The sequence below is a fragment of the Streptomyces sp. SCSIO 75703 genome (assembly GCF_036607905.1).
Lineage (GTDB): Bacteria > Actinomycetota > Actinomycetes > Streptomycetales > Streptomycetaceae > Streptomyces.
The window spans coordinates 661,570-679,614 of sequence record NZ_CP144555.1 but is presented as its reverse complement, the minus strand read 5'-3'; the positions used below and the strand labels follow the sequence as shown (position 1 = coordinate 679,614).

At 75.2% G+C, this 18,045-nt stretch carries 17 protein-coding genes and 1 pseudogene; 8 read left to right on the top strand and 10 right to left on the bottom strand.

What is annotated here, in order from left to right; all coding sequences use genetic code 11:
• Window positions 1-228: 228 nt before the first annotated feature.
• Window positions 229-1,014 carry an IclR family transcriptional regulator gene (locus tag VM636_RS03120; RefSeq protein ID WP_051821477.1) on the bottom strand — a complete coding sequence of 262 codons (786 nt, stop codon included), beginning with the start codon at window positions 1,012-1,014 and terminating at the stop codon, window positions 229-231.
• Window positions 1,015-1,296: 282 nt separating this feature from the next.
• Here VM636_RS03120 and VM636_RS03115 point away from each other — a divergent pair, with 282 nt between their 5' ends.
• The 3 genes from VM636_RS03115 (at window position 1,297) to VM636_RS03105 (ending at window position 4,540) form a co-directional block, all read left to right on the top strand.
• Entirely contained in the window at window positions 1,297-2,634 is a 1,338-nt protein-coding gene (locus VM636_RS03115; RefSeq protein WP_338483137.1) for a 6-phospho-beta-glucosidase, read from the top strand.
• A 344-nt stretch (window positions 2,635-2,978) separates the two neighbouring features.
• A complete protein-coding gene (locus tag VM636_RS03110; protein WP_030421891.1) occupies window positions 2,979-3,842 on the top strand; it encodes a metallophosphoesterase in 864 nt (287 codons plus the stop codon).
• The gene (locus VM636_RS03105) at window positions 3,839-4,540 is read left to right on the top strand and encodes a 4'-phosphopantetheinyl transferase superfamily protein (RefSeq protein ID WP_338483136.1); all 702 of its coding nucleotides are present in this window, start codon (window positions 3,839-3,841) and stop codon (window positions 4,538-4,540) included. Before VM636_RS03110 ends, VM636_RS03105 begins: the two co-directional genes overlap by 4 nt.
• On the opposite strand, the gene VM636_RS03100 is transcribed toward VM636_RS03105, so the two are convergent.
• From VM636_RS03100 to VM636_RS03090, 3 genes are all read right to left on the bottom strand, one after another.
• Window positions 4,541-4,783, bottom strand: a complete 243-nt coding sequence (locus tag VM636_RS03100) for a hypothetical protein (RefSeq protein WP_338483134.1) — start codon at window positions 4,781-4,783, stop codon at window positions 4,541-4,543.
• Window positions 4,784-4,888: 105 nt separating this feature from the next.
• A complete protein-coding gene (locus VM636_RS03095; RefSeq protein WP_030421894.1) occupies window positions 4,889-5,428 on the bottom strand; it encodes a hypothetical protein in 540 nt (179 codons plus the stop codon).
• 32 nt (window positions 5,429-5,460) lie between these two features.
• Entirely contained in the window at window positions 5,461-6,117 is a 657-nt protein-coding gene (locus VM636_RS03090) for a helix-turn-helix transcriptional regulator (RefSeq protein ID WP_030421895.1), read from the bottom strand.
• A 232-nt stretch (window positions 6,118-6,349) separates the two neighbouring features.
• Here VM636_RS03090 and VM636_RS03085 point away from each other — a divergent pair, with 232 nt between their 5' ends.
• Both VM636_RS03085 and VM636_RS03080 read left to right on the top strand, forming a co-directional pair.
• Window positions 6,350-7,009, top strand: coding sequence for a hypothetical protein (locus VM636_RS03085; protein ID WP_030421896.1), 660 nt, complete (start codon window positions 6,350-6,352; stop codon window positions 7,007-7,009).
• A gap of 106 nt (window positions 7,010-7,115) precedes the next feature.
• Complete coding sequence (locus VM636_RS03080) at window positions 7,116-8,858, top strand: beta-galactosidase family protein (protein WP_338483133.1); 1,743 nt, start codon at window positions 7,116-7,118, stop codon at window positions 8,856-8,858.
• A 220-nt stretch (window positions 8,859-9,078) separates the two neighbouring features.
• On the opposite strand, the gene VM636_RS03075 is transcribed toward VM636_RS03080, so the two are convergent.
• From VM636_RS03075 to VM636_RS03065, 3 genes are read right to left on the bottom strand one after another with little or no spacing between them, the layout of a single operon-like run.
• A complete protein-coding gene (locus tag VM636_RS03075) occupies window positions 9,079-10,014 on the bottom strand; it encodes a PDR/VanB family oxidoreductase (RefSeq protein ID WP_030421898.1) in 936 nt (311 codons plus the stop codon).
• Window positions 10,011-10,193 (bottom strand): hypothetical protein, encoded by a 183-nt coding sequence (locus VM636_RS03070; protein WP_030421899.1) that lies wholly within the window; start codon window positions 10,191-10,193, stop codon window positions 10,011-10,013. The genes VM636_RS03075 and VM636_RS03070 overlap by 4 nt, the downstream gene beginning before the upstream one ends.
• Entirely contained in the window at window positions 10,190-11,260 is a 1,071-nt protein-coding gene (locus VM636_RS03065) for an aromatic ring-hydroxylating dioxygenase subunit alpha (RefSeq protein WP_030421900.1), read from the bottom strand. The genes VM636_RS03070 and VM636_RS03065 overlap by 4 nt, the downstream gene beginning before the upstream one ends.
• A gap of 275 nt (window positions 11,261-11,535) precedes the next feature.
• On the opposite strand from VM636_RS03065, the gene VM636_RS03060 reads away from it, so the two are divergent.
• Window positions 11,536-12,147 (top strand): TetR/AcrR family transcriptional regulator, encoded by a 612-nt coding sequence (locus tag VM636_RS03060; protein ID WP_053912893.1) that lies wholly within the window; start codon window positions 11,536-11,538, stop codon window positions 12,145-12,147.
• Between the two features lie 229 nt (window positions 12,148-12,376).
• Here VM636_RS03060 and VM636_RS03055 read toward each other — a convergent pair whose 3' ends face one another.
• Entirely contained in the window at window positions 12,377-12,580 is a 204-nt protein-coding gene (locus tag VM636_RS03055; RefSeq protein ID WP_338483131.1) for a DUF397 domain-containing protein, read from the bottom strand.
• Window positions 12,577-13,431, bottom strand: coding sequence for a helix-turn-helix transcriptional regulator (locus VM636_RS03050; RefSeq protein ID WP_053912891.1), 855 nt, complete (start codon window positions 13,429-13,431; stop codon window positions 12,577-12,579). The genes VM636_RS03055 and VM636_RS03050 overlap by 4 nt, the downstream gene beginning before the upstream one ends.
• Window positions 13,432-13,589: 158 nt before the next feature.
• On the opposite strand from VM636_RS03050, the gene VM636_RS03045 reads away from it, so the two are divergent.
• A complete protein-coding gene (locus tag VM636_RS03045) occupies window positions 13,590-14,045 on the top strand; it encodes an ATP-binding protein (RefSeq protein ID WP_030421904.1) in 456 nt (151 codons plus the stop codon).
• Between the two features lie 6 nt (window positions 14,046-14,051).
• On the opposite strand, the gene VM636_RS03040 is transcribed toward VM636_RS03045, so the two are convergent.
• Entirely contained in the window at window positions 14,052-14,984 is a 933-nt protein-coding gene (locus VM636_RS03040; protein WP_338483130.1) for a DUF2510 domain-containing protein, read from the bottom strand.
• 383 nt (window positions 14,985-15,367) lie between these two features.
• On the opposite strand from VM636_RS03040, the pseudogene VM636_RS03035 reads away from it, so the two are divergent.
• Window positions 15,368-18,045 (top strand): annotated as a pseudogene (locus VM636_RS03035) (AAA family ATPase).

Sequence of the window (18,045 nt, the reverse complement as noted above, 5' to 3'; positions counted from 1 at the left end):
CGCCGTCAAGAGGTGAAGCCGAGAAAGTCCTTGCGGAGTAGGGGAGTTCACTCCGTGAATCAGACCAATGGGCGCAACCGGGGGCGTCGCCGCCACCCCGGGCCGCCACGGTCCTCTCCCTCGTCCCGCCCTCGGCCCTGGTCCGTCGCCCCGTCCGTGGTCCCGCCCTCGTCCGCGACCCCCGGTCCCCGGCCCCCCGGCCCCGCTCCCGTCCCCCGCCCGCCCCCGTCACCCGACGACCGGGTACCGCACCCCCGGCCGCACGGAGGGCGCGGGCCGCCAGCCGAGCGCCCGCGAGATCCCCCGCGCCGCCAGCCGCACCGCCGGGACCAGCGTCGGCACGGCCGCCCCCGCACGCGGCACCACCACCGACACGGCGGCGGCCACCGCGCCGTCCCCGCCGCGCACCGGCGCCGCCACCGACAGCGCGTCGCCGGTCACCTGCCGGTCGCTCACCGCCGCCCCGGTGCGCCGCACCTCCGCCAGCACCCGGCGCAGCCGCACCGGGTCCGTGATCGTGAACGGGGTGAAGGCGGCCAGCGGCCCCGCACAGTAGGCGCCCTGGTACTCCGGCGTGCCGTGCGCGAGCAACGCGAGGCCGACCCCGGTCGCGTGCAGGGGCCAGCGCCCACCGACCCGGATGTGCACGTCCACCGCCGAGCGGCCCGACAGCCACTCCACGTAGACCACGTCGTCCCCGTCGCGCACCGCCAGTTGCACGTTCTCGTGCGTCGCCTCGTACAGGTCCTCCAGGTACGGCAGTGCCGCCTGGCGCAGCGCCAGGCCGCGCGGGGCGAGCACGGCGATCTCCCAGAGCCGCAGCCCCACGTGGTAGAGCCCCTCCGCGTCCCGCTCCAGCGCGCCCCACTCGGCGAGGGCGCCCACCAGGCGGTGCGCCGTGGTGAGGCTCAGTCCGGCCCGCCGGCTGATGTCCGTGAGGCTCAGGGCCGGGTGCGCGTGGTCGAAGGCGGCGAGCACGGCCAGCAGCCGCTCTGGCGCGGAACGGACGGTCATGCCGGGCGTCCCTTCGGGGTCGGTGGAGTCACGGGGGAGGAGCGGGGTCCGGGAGCGTCGGAGCAGGTCGGCGGCGGTACGCGGGCGGGCCGCGCGGCGGATGCGGGTGTCGGCCAGAGGGTACGTCTCCGCGGCCTTCCGGCCCAGGGGGTGGACGCGCTCATTCCGCACGTGCCGCGGCCCCGCGAGGCCGCGGACCGGCCGTCGGGACATGCCATGATCGGCGCCGGGCCGGAAGCACGGACCCCGGGAGAGCGGGAGAGCGGGAGAGGGGACGCGGACATGAGGCTGACGATCGTGGGAGGCGGCGGATTCCGGGTGCCGCTGGTGTACGGGGCGCTCCTCGGGGACCGCGCCGAGGGCCGGGTGAGCGAGGTGGTGCTGCACGACACCGACCCCGACCGGCTGGCCGCGGTCACCCGGGTCCTGGCCGAGCAGGCCGCCGGAGTGCCCGACGCGCCCGCGGTGACCGCCACGGCCGACCTGGACACGGCGCTGCGCGACGCCCGGTTCGTGTTCTCCGCGATCCGCGTCGGCGGTCTGGAGGGCCGGGCCCAGGACGAGCGGATCGCCTTCGCCGAGGGCGTCCTCGGCCAGGAGACGGTCGGCGCGGGCGGCATCGCCTACGGGCTGCGCACCGTGCCGGTCGCCGTCGACCTCGCCCGCCGGGTGGCCCGGCTCGCCCCGGACGCCTGGGTCGTCAACTTCACCAACCCCGCCGGACTGGTCACCGAGGCCATGTCCCGCCACCTCGGCGACCGCGTCATCGGCATCTGCGACTCGCCGGTCGGCCTCGGCCGCCGCCTCGCCCGCGCCCTCGGCGCCGATCCGGGCCGGGCGGCGATCGACTACGCGGGCCTCAACCACCTCGGCTGGGTCAGCGCGGTGCGCGTCGACGGCCGCGACGAACTGCCGCGCCTGCTCGCCGACCCCGGGCTGCTCGGCACCGTCGAGGAGGGCCGGCTCTTCGGCGCCGACTGGCTGCGCGCCCTCGGCGCCGTCCCCAACGAGTACCTGCACTACTACTACTTCCACCGCGAGGCCGTCCGCGCCGGACGGCGGCCCGGCCCCACCCGGGGTGCCTTCCTCCAGACCCAGCAGGACCGCTTCTACGAGGAGGCGCGCCGCCCCGGCACCGCCGCCCTCGCCGCCTGGGAGCGCACCCGGGCCGAACGCGAGGCCACCTACATGGCCGAGAACCGGGAGACCGCGGGCGCGGGCGAGCGCGAGGCCGAGGACCTCTCCGGCGGCTACGAGAAGGTCGCCCTCGCCCTGATGCGGGCCATCGCCCGCGACGAGCGCGCCACCCTGATCCTCAACGTCCGCAACCGCCGCACCCTGGCCGCGCTCGACGCCGACGCCGTCGTCGAGGTGCCCTGCCTGGTCGGCGCGAACGGCGCGCGGCCGCTGGCGGCCGGCCCGCTGCCCGCGCACGCCACCGCCCTGGTCTGCGCGGTCAAGGCCGTCGAGCGGGAGGTGCTGGCGGCGGCCTCGACCGGCTCGCGCGCCACGGCCGTCAAGGCGTTCGCCCTGCACCCGCTCGTCGACTCGGTGGACGTCGCCCGCCGCCTCGTCGACGGCTACACCGCCGTCCACCCCGGCCTCGCCTACCTGCGCTGACCGGTCCCCGGGGCCAGGTCCGGTCGGACGCCCCGGTCGCGTACGCGTGAGATCCCGGTGGCCGCCTTTCCCCGGGCGCGGACAGCCGCGGAGACCGTGCCCTGCGGGGCGGGACGGAGGGGCAGCCGGGCCGTCCCGCGCGGAGGGGAGGCCCGGAACGGAGGCGGCGGGACGGTCACAGGGCCACGCGGGCCGTCCGGCGCACCACGCGCCGCGGGGCCCGCGCCACGCCACGCCGGTGCGGGGGTGGCGGGATACCGCCGTCCGGCGGCGTCGGTGCGGTCTTGTGGCGGCGCGGGCGGATGTGATCCCCTACCGTCGCAGGGGTGCGCGAAGGAGTGGGGATGACGGGGAGGACCGGTGGTCCTGGGCGGCTGTGGGCCATCAGCGACCTGCACGTCGGCCACGAGGAGAACCGTGCCCTGGTCGAGGCGATGCGGCCCGCCTCCGACGAGGACTGGCTGCTGGTCGCCGGCGACGTGGGCGAGACCGTGACCGACATCCGCTGGGCGCTCGCCACCCTGGCCGGCCGATTCCGCCGGGTCGTCTGGACCCCCGGCAACCACGAGCTGTGGACCCACCCCAGGGACACCGCCACCGCACTGCGCGGCGAGGCCCGCTACCGGCACCTCGTCGAGATGTGCCGCTCCCTCGGCGTGACGACGCCCGAGGACCCCTACCCGGTGTGGGAGGGCGAGGGCGGCCCCGCGGTCGTCGCCCCGCTCTTCCTGCTCTACGACTACTCGTTCCTGCCCGCGGGCACCTCGACCAAGGACGAGGGGCTGGCCTACGCCCACGGCACCGGCGTGATCTGCACCGACGAGTACCTGCTGCACCCCGACCCGTACCCCAGCCGCGAGGCGTGGTGCCGGGCGCGGGTCGCCGGGACCGAACGCCGGCTCGCCGAGCTGCCGGAGGACCTGCCGACGGTCCTGGTCGGCCACTACCCGCTGGACCGCCACCCCACCGAGGTGCTGCGGTACCCGGAGTTCGCCATGTGGTGCGGCACCACCCTGACCGCCGACTGGCACCGCCGCTTCCGGGTCGACACGATGGTCTACGGACACCTCCACATCCCCCGGACCACCTGGCACGAGGGGGTCCGCTTCGAGGAGGTGTCGGTGGGCTACCCCCGGGAGTGGCGCGAACGGAACCGCCCGCCCGGCCGGCTGCGCCAGATCCTGCCGGGGAAGGACACGGCGCGTTGATCGAGGAGCTGCTGCCGGAGCCGGTCGTCGCGGTGGAGGCCCACGGTCTGGACGACGCCGCCCGCTCCCCGCTCTACCCCGAGGAGGAGGCCCTCGTGGCGCGGGCCGTCGCCAAACGGCGCCGCGAGTTCACCGCGGTGCGCTCCTGCGCCCGGCGCGCGATGGAGAAACTGGGCGTGGCCCCGCAGGCCGTGCTCAGCGGCGAGCGGGGGGCGCCGCTCTGGCCCGCCGGGCTGGTGGGCAGCATGACCCACTGCGACGGCTACTGCGCCGCCGCGCTGGTCCGCGCCACGGAGCTGGTCTCCCTCGGCATCGACGCCGAGCCCGACGGTCCGCTGCCCGACGGGGTGCTGTCCGCCGTGGCCCTGCCCGAGGAGGCGCGGCGGCTGCGGACGCTGGCGGCGCGGGCGCCCGGCGTCCACTGGGAACGGCTGCTGTTCAGCGCCAAGGAGTCCGTCTACAAGGCGTGGTTCCCGCTCACCGGGGCGTGGCTGGACTTCATGGAGGCGGACATCGAGATCTCGGTGGACGCCGGTGGGCGCCGGGGCGGGCTGCGTGCCGCGCTCCTGGTCCCCGGGCCCTCGGTGGGCGGCCGGCGCCTGACGCACTTCGAGGGCCGCTGGACGGCCGGCCGGGGGCTCCTGGCCACCGCGGTCACGGTCCCGCACCCGCCCGCCCCGGTGCGCGCCGGCCCGTGATCAGGCGCCCGGCGCGGCAGGGCCGTCGGCCGGCGGGAACCAGGCGCGCAGGAGCCGGAAGAAGGACTCCTCGGTGCCGGACAGGCCCGCCGCCCGCAGTGCCGACTCCGCCTCGTCGAGGACGCCGGGCGGCACCGCGGCCGGCCCGCCCGGCGCGTCGAGGCCCGCCCGCACGGTGCTGAGCAGCCGCAAGTACGCCTGGACGGCGCCGCGTTCACGGTCGGTCGGTACGGCGGTGGTCATCGGTCGGTCTCCCCACAACGACATCGGCGGTCACCGTGGCCCGCACGGCGGGCGCACGTCACCAGCTTGCCGCCCGCCACCGACAATCCGGCCGCGCCGCGCCCGTCAGCCCAGGTAGCCCAGCGACGTCTCGATGCGCCCCGCCAGATGGTCCCGCTGCACCGGCCCGCGGAGCGACGAACCCTCCAGCCACGTACGGCACTTGCTGGCGAGCAGCAGGCCGAAGCCCTCGGCCTCGCGTTCGTCGGCCAGATCGAAGCGGGACCGGGCGGCCACCGCGCGCACGGTGGCCCGCAGCGCCTCCCCGTCGACCTCGCCGAGGCCCTGGCCCAGCAGTCGGGCGGCGACCGGCACGCCCTCCACCCGGTGGCCGCGGTGCCCGGCGTGCATATGCCACAGTTCGTGACCCAGGATCACCAACTGGTGGTCGGGGGCGGTGTGTTCCTCGACCACCACGAGGTCCTGGTCGGCCATGTCGAGCCACAGCCCGCTCGCCGTGCCCGGCGGGAACGCGGAGAGGCAGAAGCGGACCGGGCGGCCCCGGCGCCGGCTCATCGCCTCGCAGAGCTGGGTGCACAGGTCGACCGGCCGCGCGGGGGCCGGCAGCGTCAGCTCGCCGACCAGCTCGCCGCAGAGGCGGCGCATCTGCCTGCCGATGCCCACGCTTCTCCCCCGGATCACGACTCGGGCCGTTTGACGCTCTCCAGGAGCATGTCCAGCCACTCGGCGACCTTGTCGCGGTGCTGGTCGGTGGGGAGTTGGGCGGCCCGCCAGGCGATGCCGCGCACTCCGTGGTCCTGGAGCAGCCGCTCCAGCGGGTCCTGGGCCGGCGCGTCGGCCGCCCGCTCCCGGTCGGCGAGTTGCTGGAGGAGTTCCTGCTCGGTCCGGTGGAGGGCGTGCACCAGTGCCTCGGGGTCCTCGGCGGTCAGGAAGCCCGCGTGCACCCGGAAGAAGCGCTGGATGGCGTCGCAGTGCTCCATGGTGGGCCGCCGGTCGCCGTTGATGAGCGCGCCGGCCTGCTGCCGGGACATCCCGGCGCCGTCGGCTATCTCCTGCTGGGTGTACTTGCGGCCGTTGGGCTTGAGCCGGGTGCGCCGCAGCAGGTCCAGCCGCTGCACGAAGCGGGCCTGGACGTCGGGTTCGCCCGCCGCGCGCCCGCCGAGGAGGGCCTTGACCACCGGTTCGGGGACACCGGAGGCGACGGAGAGCCGGCCGGGGTCGACGACCTCGGCATGTGCCACGCCGAGCCGGTCCGCGAGTGCGGTGACCCGGGCGAGGACGGCCGGCAGTGCCGCCGTCGGCTTGGCGTCCGGACCCTCGAAGCCACCCGTCACCGACGATCTCCTACGTCTCTCCCAGGCCACACAGGATTCTCACATACGCGAAGCCGTGAACTTCCCGGAGAGTAGCCTGCCGCTCGAACCCACCTCCAGGTCTCGCCACAACTGTGGCCAATTTCAGCCGTCAACCGGCATGAAATGCCACGATAGTTGACACGCCTCGCGTCGGGGCACCAGGATCGGGACGCCGCGAGAAGGCCGCATAGGCAAGAGGGGTGACCTCCCGATGGCATTTCAGGCAGGAGGGCAGCGGCCGGCACCGCGGCCCGCACCCGCGAATCCCGAAGTCCAGGCGTACCTCCAGGACTACGCCGCCCTCCTGGACGCCGTCCCCCATCCGTCACTCGTCGTCGACCACCGCTGGGACGTGGTCCTCGTCAACGGGGCCTTCCGGTCGCTCTTCGGCGGCGCCGGCCCCCATCCCACGGCCATGCCCGCGGACAACTTCCTGCGTTACGTGCTGTTCCACCCCGACGCGTCCGCCGTCCTCGGTGAGCACGAGTCGAGCTGGTGCCTGCCGATGCTGGCCCACTTCGCCGCGGCCGTGGAGCGCCACGGCCACGACCACGGACTCCAGGCCATCCGCCGCGACATCGCCGAGGACCCGATCATGGAGGCCGCCTACCGGCAGGGCCTGCCGCACTGGGTCCGCGCCGTCGGCCGCAAGGCCGTCGAGCACGACGGGGCGGTACGGCCGCTGCGCCACCCCGACCCCCGCTGGGGCGCCACCGAGTGCCGCATCGTGGTCGAGACGCCCGGTTCGCTCGCCGCACTCGGCTACACGCGGCTGACCCTGGTGCTGCGCGAGACGCGCCGCGCCCCGCACCGGCGCGGCCGGCCCCGGCGCGCCGGCTCCCACCTGCGGGTGGTCGCCGCCTCCGACTGACCCGGCCGGCACCCGCGCGCCGCAGGGGGCCCGAGCCGCGCCGGCCGCCGCCCTCCCGCGGCGACGGAAGCGGCCGAACCGAACCGAAGCGACCGGGAGGGCCCGTATGTTCCGCATGTCCGCCGAAGGGTTCACGCTCGACGGGCGCCCCCTGCGCATCCTCTCCGGCGCCCTGCACTACTTCCGCGTGCTGCCCGCCCAGTGGCCCCAGCGGCTGCGGATGCTGCGCGCGATGGGCCTCAACACCGTGGAGACGTACGTCCCGTGGAACTTCCACGAACCGCGGCCGGGGGAGTACGACTTCACCGGCCCGGCCGACGTCGGCGCCTTCCTGCGGGCCGCGGCCGACGCCGGACTGCACGCCTTGGTGCGGCCCAGCCCCTACATCTGCGCCGAGTGGGAGAACGGAGGGCTGCCCTGGTGGCTGCTGACCGACCGGAAACTCGCGCTGCGCTGCGCCGACCCCCGCTACCTCGCCCACGTCGACCGCTGGTACGACGAGTTGATCCCGCGCCTGGCCCGGCACCAGGTCACCCGCGGCGGCAACGTCCTGATGATGCAGGTCGAGAACGAGTACGGCTCCTACGGCACCGACACCGGCCACCTGCGCCACCTCGCCGAGGGGCTGCGGGCCCGCGGCGTCGACGTACCGCTGTTCACCTCCGACGGGCCCGAGGCCGCCATGCTCCAGGGCGGCACCCTCCCCGGCACGCTCGCCACCGTCAACTTCGGCTCCCGCCCCGACGAGGGCTTCGCCGCACTGCGCCGCCACCGGCCGGCGGACCCGCCGATGTGCATGGAGTTCTGGTGCGGCTGGTTCGACCACTGGGGCGAGGAGCACACCGTGCGCGACCCGGCCGAGGCCGCCGCCGTCCTGGAACGCACCCTCGCCCTCGGCGCCTCCGTCAACCTCTACATGGCGCACGGCGGCACCAACTTCGGCACCTGGGCCGGCGCCAACCGTGCCGGGGCGGGCCACGACGGCGCCTACCAGCCCACGGTCACCTCCTACGACTACGCCGCCCCCATCGACGAGCGCGGGGCGCCCACCGCCACGTTCCACGCCTTCCGCGAGATCCTCGCCCGCTACGGGGAGCCCACCGAGCCCGAGCCCCTGGGCCCGACGCTGGACCCCGCCCGGCTCCCGGTGGACGCCTCCCTGCCGCTGGCCGACGCCCTGCCCCTGCTCGGCACGCGGGAGGTCGCGTCGCCGACGCCGCTCTCCTTCGAGGAACTCGGCATCGGCCACGGCCTGGTGCGCTACCGCGTCCGGATCCCCGGACCCCGCGGCCCGCTGCCGCTCACCCTCGGCGGACTCGGCGACCGCGCCCACGTCCGCCTCGACGGGGAACACCTCGCCACCCTGTGGCGCGACGACGGGGCACGTCCCGAGGCCGCCGTGCCCGAGGGCGGCGCCGACCTGGAGATCCTGGTCGAGTCGATGGGCCGCACCAACTACGGCCCCGGCCTCGGCGAACGCAAGGGGCTCGGCTCCGTCCGGCACGGCAACCAGTACCTGCACGGCTGGACGGCCCTGCCCGTGCCCCTCGACCGCCCGCTGCCCGCCCTGCCCTGGGCGGGCCCCGTCCCCGGCGCGGGATTCCACCGCGCCCGCCTGGACGTCCCCGTACCCCGCGACGGCCACCTCGCCCTGCCCGGCTGGACCAAGGGGTACGTCTGGGTCAACGGTTTCTGCCTGGGCCGCTACTGGGAGCGCGGCCCGCAGCGCACCCTCTACCTGCCCTGGCCGCTGCTGCGCCCCGGCGCCAACGAGGTCGTCGTCCTCGAACTCGACGGCCACGCCCCGGACGCCGCGATCGAGGTGCGCCCGCACGCCGACCTCGGCTGACCCCGGCCACCCGCGCGCCCCGGTACCGGCCGGCCGCGCCCTCACCGACGGCGGCGGCGACTCCGGCCGGAACAGCACCGGGCCGGACCGCTCCCCCCGGGCCCGGGCCCCGACGGCGACCTCGCCCTCGGCCGGCCGGCGGCCCGGCTCGCCGGGGTGGAGCCGGACCCGTCCCGGTCCGGGACCGGGACGGCGCCGCCGCGGGCGCCGGCCCCGGGGGTCACAGGTCCAGGACGAGCCGCGGGCCGCGGCAACGGGAGACGCAGATCAGCATCGTCTCCCCGGCGGCCCGCTCCTCCTCGCTCAGGACCGAGTCGCGGTGGTCGATCTCGCCCTCGACCACGTCGGTCTCGCAGGTGCCGCAGGTGCCCTCCGCACAGGAGTACAGCACCTCGGTGCCCGCCGACCGGACCGCGTCCAGCACCGACACCCCGGGCGCGACGGTGACGGTGCGCCCGCTGCGGGCGAGGACGACCTCGAACGCGGTGTCCGCGCCGGTCTCCACCTCCTTCGGCCGGAACCGCTCGGTGCGCAGCAGCCCGGCCGGGCACCGCTCCTCGACCGCGTCCAGCAGCGGCCCCGGGCCGCAGCAGTAGACGAGGGTGCCCTCCGGCACGTCGTCCAGGACGCGGGCGAGGTCCAGCCGGCCGCACTCGTCCTCCGGCACCACGGTGACCCGCCCGCCCCACCGCTCCAGCTCCCCGGTGAAGGCCATGGAGGCCCGGCCGCGCCCGCCGTAGAGCAGACTCCACTCGGCGCCGGCCGCCTCCGCGGCGGCCACCATCGGCAGGAGCGGGGTGATGCCGATGCCGCCGGCGACGAAGCGGTAGCGGGGGGCGGGCTCCAGGCGGAAGTGGTTGCGCGGCCCCCGGACCCGGACCTTGTCGCCGGGGCGCAGCCGCTCGTGCACGTACTCCGAGCCGCCGCGCCCCGCCCGCTCGCGCAGCACGGCGATCCGCCAGCTCGTCCGGTCGGCGGGGTCGCCGCAGAGCGAGTACTGCCGCTCCAGGTCCGGGCCGAGCAGCAGGTCGACGTGGGCACCCGGCTCCCAGGCGGGCAGCGGCTCGTCCAGCGGCCGGCGCAGAGTGAGGGCGAGCACGCCGTCGGCCGCGGTCTCCCGGCCGGTGACGACCACCTCGGTCTCGTCCGGGCTCACGAGCCGTCTCCTCGGGGGTGGTGCCCGCTGGGGTGGCCGAGCATCCACTCCCACATCACGACCGGGTCGTCGGCGCTGTGCTCGGCGCCGCAGTGGCAGGTGCCGTGCAGCACGTCGGTGCCCGGGAGCCAGTCGACGCGGTAGATCTCCCCGGTGCCGGGGCGGGACGACGCGGTCACCGGGCCGCCTCCACGGTCCGGCCGCCCTCCTCGATCAGGCGGGTCAGGATGCGGCGCGCGGCGAGGCCGCCGGTGTCGATGTTGATGCTCAGCTCCTGGTAGCCGGCGCGCTCGGTGCGCAGGGTGCGCTGGAGCAGGTTGAGCGCGTCCACGTCCTGCATGACGACCGTGTGGTTGTTCTCGCGCAGGTACTCGGTGACCTCCGCGTCCTCGGTCGCCCAGTCGCGGGAGACCGCCCAGAAGTCGTAGACCTTGCCGGGAGCGGACGGCGTGATGGCGTACGTGATCTCGGTGTGGAAGCCGTTCGGGTCGCTGCCGTCGGCCTCGGGCGGCACGCCGACCGGGGCGACCCGGCTGTGCAGCAGGTACAGGCAGGGGGCGTGGTACTCGATGTCCTGCCGGCGCGAGATGCGGCCCTCGATGCCGGTGCTCTTGGCGTAGAAGGGCGGGCACTCCGCGTCCTCCATGTGCCGGCTGACCCGGACGATGCCGGCGCCCTCGTCGACCTCGGTGGTGATCGGCGTCTCGGCGACCTCGGGGGTGCCGATGTAGCCGCCGTGCAGGTACGTCTCGTGGGAGAGGTCGAGCAGGTTGTCGACGAGCAGCCCGTAGTCGGCGTCGATCGGCTCCATGCCGCGCACGGTGACCCAGCCGGGGGAGTCCAGGTGCCGGGCGCGCGGGACGGACTCGGGGTCGGCCAGGGCCGGGTCGCCGATCCAGACCCACACCAGCGAGTCCCGCTCGACGACGGGGTAGGAGGCGAGGCGCGCGGTGCGCGGCACCCGTTTCTGGCCGGGCACGTACACACAGGCGCCGCTCGTGTCGTACGTGAACCCGTGGTAGCCGCAGACGACGCGGTCGCCGTCGAGGCGGGTGGGCGCCTCGGAGAGCGGGAAGCGGCGGTGCACGCACCGGTCGTGCAGGACGACCGGGGAGCCGGTCTCCTCGGAGCGGTAGAGGACCAGCGGCTCCCCGAGGATCGTCCGCCCCAGCAGTTCCCGTCCCACCTCTTCCGCGTACGCGGCGACGTACCAGTGGTTGCGGGCGAATTCCGTGATGTGCGCCATGGTGACGGCTCCCGTCTCTTCGTGGTGGCGCCATGCTGGTGACGCGGCTCGTACCGCCGCAACGCGCCTTCCGCCGGGCGGAAGTGCGCGTGGACAGGGCGGCGGGGAGCCTCTACACAGGACGGTCGCGCGGGCGCGGGCGACGCCCGAGCACGGCCGGTTATCGATACGACCTCGTACCGATACGCTCGTGTACCGGTACACTGGCGTATCGATGGGCGGACCCGACGGGAAGCGGGCGCCGGAGCCGGGCGAGGACGTGAGGAGCACAGCGGATGGCGCCGCAGGCCGTGGACCGACCGGAGACGGCCGGCACCGCACGGCGCACCAAGCTCACGCCCGAGCGCGAGCAGGAGTTCTTCGACGCCGTACTGGAACAGATCCGCCGGTGCGGGTACGACGCCGTCACCATGGCGGGCATCGCCGCCAGCACCCGGTGCAGCAAGTCCACGCTCTACCGTCAGTGGAAGACCAAGCCCCGCTTCGTCGCGGCGGCGCTGCGCTCACACCGGCCGGTGCGGTTCGCGGGCATCGACACCGGTTCGCTCGCCGACGACCTGCGCCAGGCGGCCCGGGTCGCGGGGGAGTGGTCCGCCGAGGACACCCTCCTCCAGGGACTGGGCCACGCCGTCACGCGGGACCAGGAGCTGAAGGGCGCGCTGCGCGAGGCGTTCGTCGAACCGGAGATCGCCGCGCTGCGGGAGATCCTGCGGCGCGGGGTCGAGCGGGGCGAGGTGCCGGCCGGGCATCCGGCGCTGGAGTTCGTGCCCGCGCAGCTCTTCGGCGTACTGCGGATGCGGCCCGTCGTCGAGGGGGAGTACGCCGACGCGGACTATCTGGTCCGCTTCGTGGAGGCCGTCGTCCTGCCGGCGCTCGGCCTTCCCTGAGAACGGGGCCGCCGTCCCCGGGATGACCGGACGGTGGCCCTTCCGCGCCGCACCGTGGGGACGGGGGCGGCGCGCACCGGCCGGGTGGGGTGCCTTGAGCGGAGGCACCCCACCCGGCCGCCCGGCACGACGGGGATATCCGGTTCCCCCGGGCGCGGATGGTGTGCGAGGGTCGGCCGGTGGCCGCATCCCGAGAGTTCTGCGTCCCTTCTGGCGCCGGGAACGGGTTTCAGGAACGGACGGCATGGCCGAGGAAGGCGTGCCAGGCGGTGGGGGTGAGGGTGAGCCGGGGGCCGTGCCGGTGCTTGGAGTCGCGGACGTGGACGGCCTGTGCGGTGTCCGCGTCCGCCTGAGAGACGGCGACCTCGACGCAACTGTCGCCTTCGGAGCCGCTGTAGCTGCTCTTGAACCAAGCCAGTTCGGACATGCTCATAGCGCCCCTCGCATTCGCTCCAGCAGGCTCCTTGAGTCCTCGGGGGTGAGGGCCTGCGAACGCAGTTTCGCATACCGTTGCTGGAGTACGCTGATCTCCTTCCGGTCAGTGATGAGGCGTCCGTTCTTCTGCCCTTCCGAGTACGCGAACCACTGGTTCTCCGGCGTTTCCAGCAGTTGCAACGGCCCGTCCAGCCCCGCGTGGACCGGTTGTCGGAGCGGCATCACCTGGACCTCCACGTTCCAGTGGCGGTCCAGCAGGCCGAGCAGGTGGTCCAGCAGGTCCCGCGTGACCTCGTCGCCGCCGGTGTGCCGTTCCAGTACCGCCTGTTCCAGGACGAAGCTGAACGCCGCCGGTGGTTTCCGGGCGGTCGACAGGAGTTCCTGCCGGGCCAGCCGTGCCGCGATCCGCGCGTTCATCTCGTCCTCCGCCGGAAGCGGCGGAACGCTGAACGAGACCGCCCGCGCGTACGCCTCCGTCTGCAACAGGCCCGGCACGACCCGGCATTCGTACGTGCACAGGCTGATCGCATGCGCCTCCAGCCGGGCCCACTGGCGGAACCACGCGGCCAGTCCCGGCTGCCGGGCGAGGAAGCCCGCCGCCCGGCGGAGCGCGCCCGTGTTGCCGAGGGCCTGTTCCGCGCGCTCCACGAAGGCCGGGTCCGGCATGCGGCGGCCCAACTCCACGGAGGCCACCGTGTGGTGGGAGTAGCGCACCCGCTCGCCCAGTTCCGCCCGGCTCAGCCCCGCGTGTTCGCGTAACGCCTGGACCACCGCCCCGAACGTCCGCAGACTGTCCGAGCATTCGGGCTCGCCGCTCGTCCCCGTCCCCGCCGTGCCGTCCGCCGCCATCGAAGAACCTCCCGCGCGCCCGCCTCGCCGTACGCATCGACCACGGACATGCTCACGGAACGTCACCGGTACCGTCCAGTCCGTGGCCGCGTACGCTGCCCCGGCGTACGCGGCGCCCGCCTGGTCAGGGGGTGCTCCAAGGCGCCAGATTGGGCCCCATGACCGCACCTTCCGCACCCCGACCGCCGGTTACCGTACGTATGTTCAGGCAGCGCTTCAGCTCCACTCCGTTCGGTGCCCGGCTCGCCCGGCACCTCGTCGCCGTCCAGCTCGACGTGTGGGGCGTCGCGCACGGCAGCGCGCTCTCGGACACCGCAGCGGTGATCGTCGGCGAACTGGCCGCCAACGCGGTGACCCACGGCCGGGTGCCCGGACGGGACTTCGAGGTGTGCCTGGTCCACACCCCGGACGTCCAGTTGCGCATCGAGGTCTCCGACAGCAGGGGCGAGTGCCGGCCGCCCGGGGCCGGCGGGCTCGCGGCCCCGGCGCCGCTGGGGGAGGCGGGCCGGGGGCTGTCGCTCGTCGAGGCGCTGGCCGACCGGTGGGGGGTGCGGGACCGGCCGGCCGGTCCCGGCAAGACGGTGTGGGCCGAGGTCGGCACGGCCGTCGGGTAGACGGTTTCAGACGTCCTGGCCGGGGCCCCTGCCGGACGCCGCGCGGATGCCGTCGGCGATGTCGTCGAAGATGCCCTGGCCCTGGTCGACGTCGACGCCGACGCGGACCACGACGATGCGCTCCGGGGCGCCCGGCGAGGGGAAGACGAGGGATTCCACGTAGCCGTCCGAGCCCTTCTCGGTGACCGCCTTCCAGCGGACCCGCCAGCCCTTCTGACCCGCGACGGTCACCGCCCCGGACGCCAGTTCCTCGTGCGAGCCGATGCCGCCGTAGGCGGACCCGTAGGACTCCTCGGCGTTCTTCTCGATGTCCGCCTTGGCGATCTCCTCGGGCGTCCCGCCCGGAGTGCCGAGGACCAGCGCGGGCGCCGAGTACGCGCCGCCCTTGACGCACGTCTTCGACGTGTCGCCGGGGCAGTCGTAGGACTCGTCGGCCATCACCTGGGCGCCGACCGCCACCGACTCGCCGCGCCAGCCGTCCGGCACGGGCAGGCTGATGCCGTTGACCCGGTCCGTCACCGAGCCGCCGCCGACGGCGGGCGGCGCCGGGTCGGGCGCGTCCGGCGAACCGCCCCCGCCCCCCGGCCCGCCGAACGGGTCCTCGCGGCCGGGGCCCCGCCCGTCCTGCGTGGCGGCGGTCCGGTCCCCGCCGGGGCCGGCCAGCACGTACACGCCGGTGCCGAGGCCGGCGAGGACGGCCACCGTCACCGCGACCGCCACGCCGGTCCGCGGCCCGCGCCGCCGCGCCGGAGGCTCGGGCCGTGCCGGGAAGGCCGGGTACGCGGGGTACGCGCCGCCCGGCGGTACCCACGCGGCGGCCTGGCCCGCGGGGCGGACCCGGTCCGTCCATGCCTCGCCGTCCCACCAGCGTTCGGTGGCGGGGCCGTCGCTCTTCTGCCCGGGGTCCGGGTACCACCCGGGGGGAGTCGCCTGCGTCATGGGCCCACCGTATGAGGCGCGGGTGAAAGGCGTATGAGAGGCCTGGCCGTGGCGCGGTGTTCCGGCCGCCCGCGCGGCCCGCCCGCCGTACCCGCCGTCCGGGGCGGGCGGAGGGACCGCGTCCGGCCGTCGCGAGCCCGCCGCGCGGCCGGTGTCCCGAGGGCGGCGCGCCCGCTCCGGACGGCGCGCGGCGCTATTGACTACATGTCAGTTGACGAGCTGTCAGTACCTGTCGGTCCCAGCCCGCGTCGGCCCCGGCGAACCCCGCTTTACCGCATGTCATCCACCATGGCAACTGCTCGCGGGTCAGTCCACCACGCGGGCCGTCGGGCGGCTAGGCTCACTCCCTGTACGTCGTTCGGGCGACTTGGGGAGGTAGCGGGATGACGGAGGTAGGGCCCACGGCAACCCCCTCGGGCTCGCTGTTGGAGCGTGACGCGGAACTCGCCGCCATCACGGAGGCGGTCGACTCCCTGCGCGCCGGCCGCTCGTCCTCCGGCAGTCTCCTGGTGTGGCGCGGCGCGGCCGGACTCGGCAAGACCGCCCTGCTCGCCGAGACCCGCCGCATCGCCCTCGACCGCGGCTGCGCCGTCTGGTGGGCGCGCGGCGGCGAGACGCTGCGCTCGGTCCCCTTCAACGTCGTCCGGCAACTGCTCCAGCCCGCGCTCGTGTCCATGCTCCCGGAGGAGGCCCGCGAGTACCTCGGCGACTGGTACGACCTGGCCGGGCCCGCCCTCGGCATAGTGGACCCCGGCGAGCGGCAGGCCGACCCGCAGGCCGTCTGCGCCGGCCTCGTCGCCGTCGTCCGCCGGCTCGCGCTCCGCGAATGGCCCCTCGTGCTCATCATCGACGACGTCCACTGGGCCGACCAGGAGACCCTCCAGTGGCTCGCCGCCCTCGCCGAGCGCATCGAGGAGACCTCCGTGCTCGTGGTCCTCGCCCGGCGCTCGGAGAAGGTCGGCGGCGACCGGGCCCGCCTGCTCGACGCCGTCGCCGACGCCGGCCGCGACCTCGACACGCTCAGCGCCCTCACGCCCCACGCGACCGCCGGCCTCACCCGCGCCACCCTCGGCGCCCACGCCGACGACCCCTTCTGCCGCGAGGTGTGGGCCGTCACCGGCGGCAACCCGTACGAGACCGTCGAACTGCTCGCCAAGGTCCAGGACAGCGAACTCGACCCGGTCGAGGCCCACGCCGCCGAACTGCGCGACCTCAACCGCTCCTCCCGGGGCGGCGGACTCGTCGCCCGCCTGGAACAACTCGGCATCGACGCCACCCGGTTCGCCTGGGCCGCCGCCATACTCGGCACCGGCATCACCACCGACATGGTCGCCTCGCTCGCCACCCTCCGCCGCGACGACGCCGCCCGCTGCGCCGAACTCCTGCGCGGCGCCCGCATCCTGACCGATCCCGACCCCACCACCGGGCGGCCCGAGGGGGAGATGGAGTTCGTCCACCCCCTGATCGCCACCGCCGTCTACAACTCCATCCCCGACGCGCTGCGCCGCGCCTGCACGGCATCGCCGCCCAGCTCGTCGCGGACCGCGGGCTCGGCGCCGCCGCGGCCTCCCGCCACCTCGTCCAGGTGCACCCCGACGACGACCAGGACGTCGTCGACCAACTGCGCGCCGCCGCCCGCGAACACCTCGCCGTCGGCGCGCCGGACGCGGCCCGCCGCTGCCTCGAACGCGCCCTCCAGGAACCGCCCACGGCCGCCCTGCACGCGCCCGTCATCTACGAACTGGGCTGCGCCACCCTGCTCACCGCGCCCGCCACCACCATCGACCACCTGCGCACCGCCCTCGGCATGCCCGGACTCGACGAGGACCAGCGCGTCGACGCCGTCTTCCGCCTCTCGCAGGCACTCCTCCACAACGACCAGCTCGAAGAGGCCGTCCGCACCGTCGAGGCCGAGGCCGCCCGCAACCCGGACCCGGCCAAACGGCTGCGGCTCCAGGCCGTCCAGTACATGTGGGAGGGCATCCACGCCGGCGCGATCTCCTCGCCCGGCCGCTCCGCCCGCCTCGCCGAGCTGGCCGACACCTGCACCGGCCGCGACAACTCCGAACGCGCCCTGCTCATCCTGCGCGGCTTCGACGCCATGAGCCACGGCGAGAACGCCGAGGTGGTCGTCGAACTCTGCGACCGCGCCCTCGTCAACGGCCGTCTCGCCCCCGGACTCGGCTGGACCGACTCCGAGTGGGGCATCGAACTGCCCCTGATGCTGGCCAGCGCCTACGCCTACAGCGACCGCCTCGACCGCGCCGAGGCCCTGTTCACCGAGGGCCTGCGCGCCTACGAGAGCGCCGGATGGAACGGCGGCCACCTGGCCCTCGCCCACGCCTACGTCGGTCTCGGCCACCGCCGGCGCGGACGGCTCGTGGACGCCGAGGCCGCCCTGCGCGAATCGCTGCGCATCGCCGAACGCGTCGGCCGCGGACTGCCGTTGTACTGGTCGGCCATCTGCAACCTCATCGACACGCTGCTCGCCCGCGGCCACGTCGACGAGGCGTGGTCGCTCGCCGAGCGGTACGACTTCGCCCCGCCCTACCCGTCCACCATCGTGCTCCCCGACCCGCGCTCCATACGCGGCCGGCTGCTGCTGGCCACCGGCCGGACCGCGGAGGGCATCGAGGAACTGGAGGCCGCCGAGAAGGCCGCCGCCTCCCGGGGCCGCCACAACCCGGTCGTCGTCCCCTGGGCCACCGACCTCGCCAGGGCCCTCGCCGCCGAGGACCCCGAGCGCGCCGCACGGCTCGCCTCCGACGCCCGCCGCCAGGCCGAACGCTTCGGCACCGACACCGCCATAGGAGAGGCCCTGCGCTGCGCCGCCGCCCTGGAGACGGGCGAGCGCGCGGCCCGGCTCGCCGCCCAGGCGGTGACCTACCTCGAAGCCTCCCCCTGCCAGTACGAGCACGCGGCGGCACGCGTCGAGTACGGCCTCGCCACCCGCTCGCCCTCCGAACTGGAGCGCGGACTGGCGCTGGCCCGCTCCTGCGGGGCGGACGGGCTGGCCGCGCGTGCCGCCGGGGCACTGGCGACCAGCCGCGTCGCCGGCTGA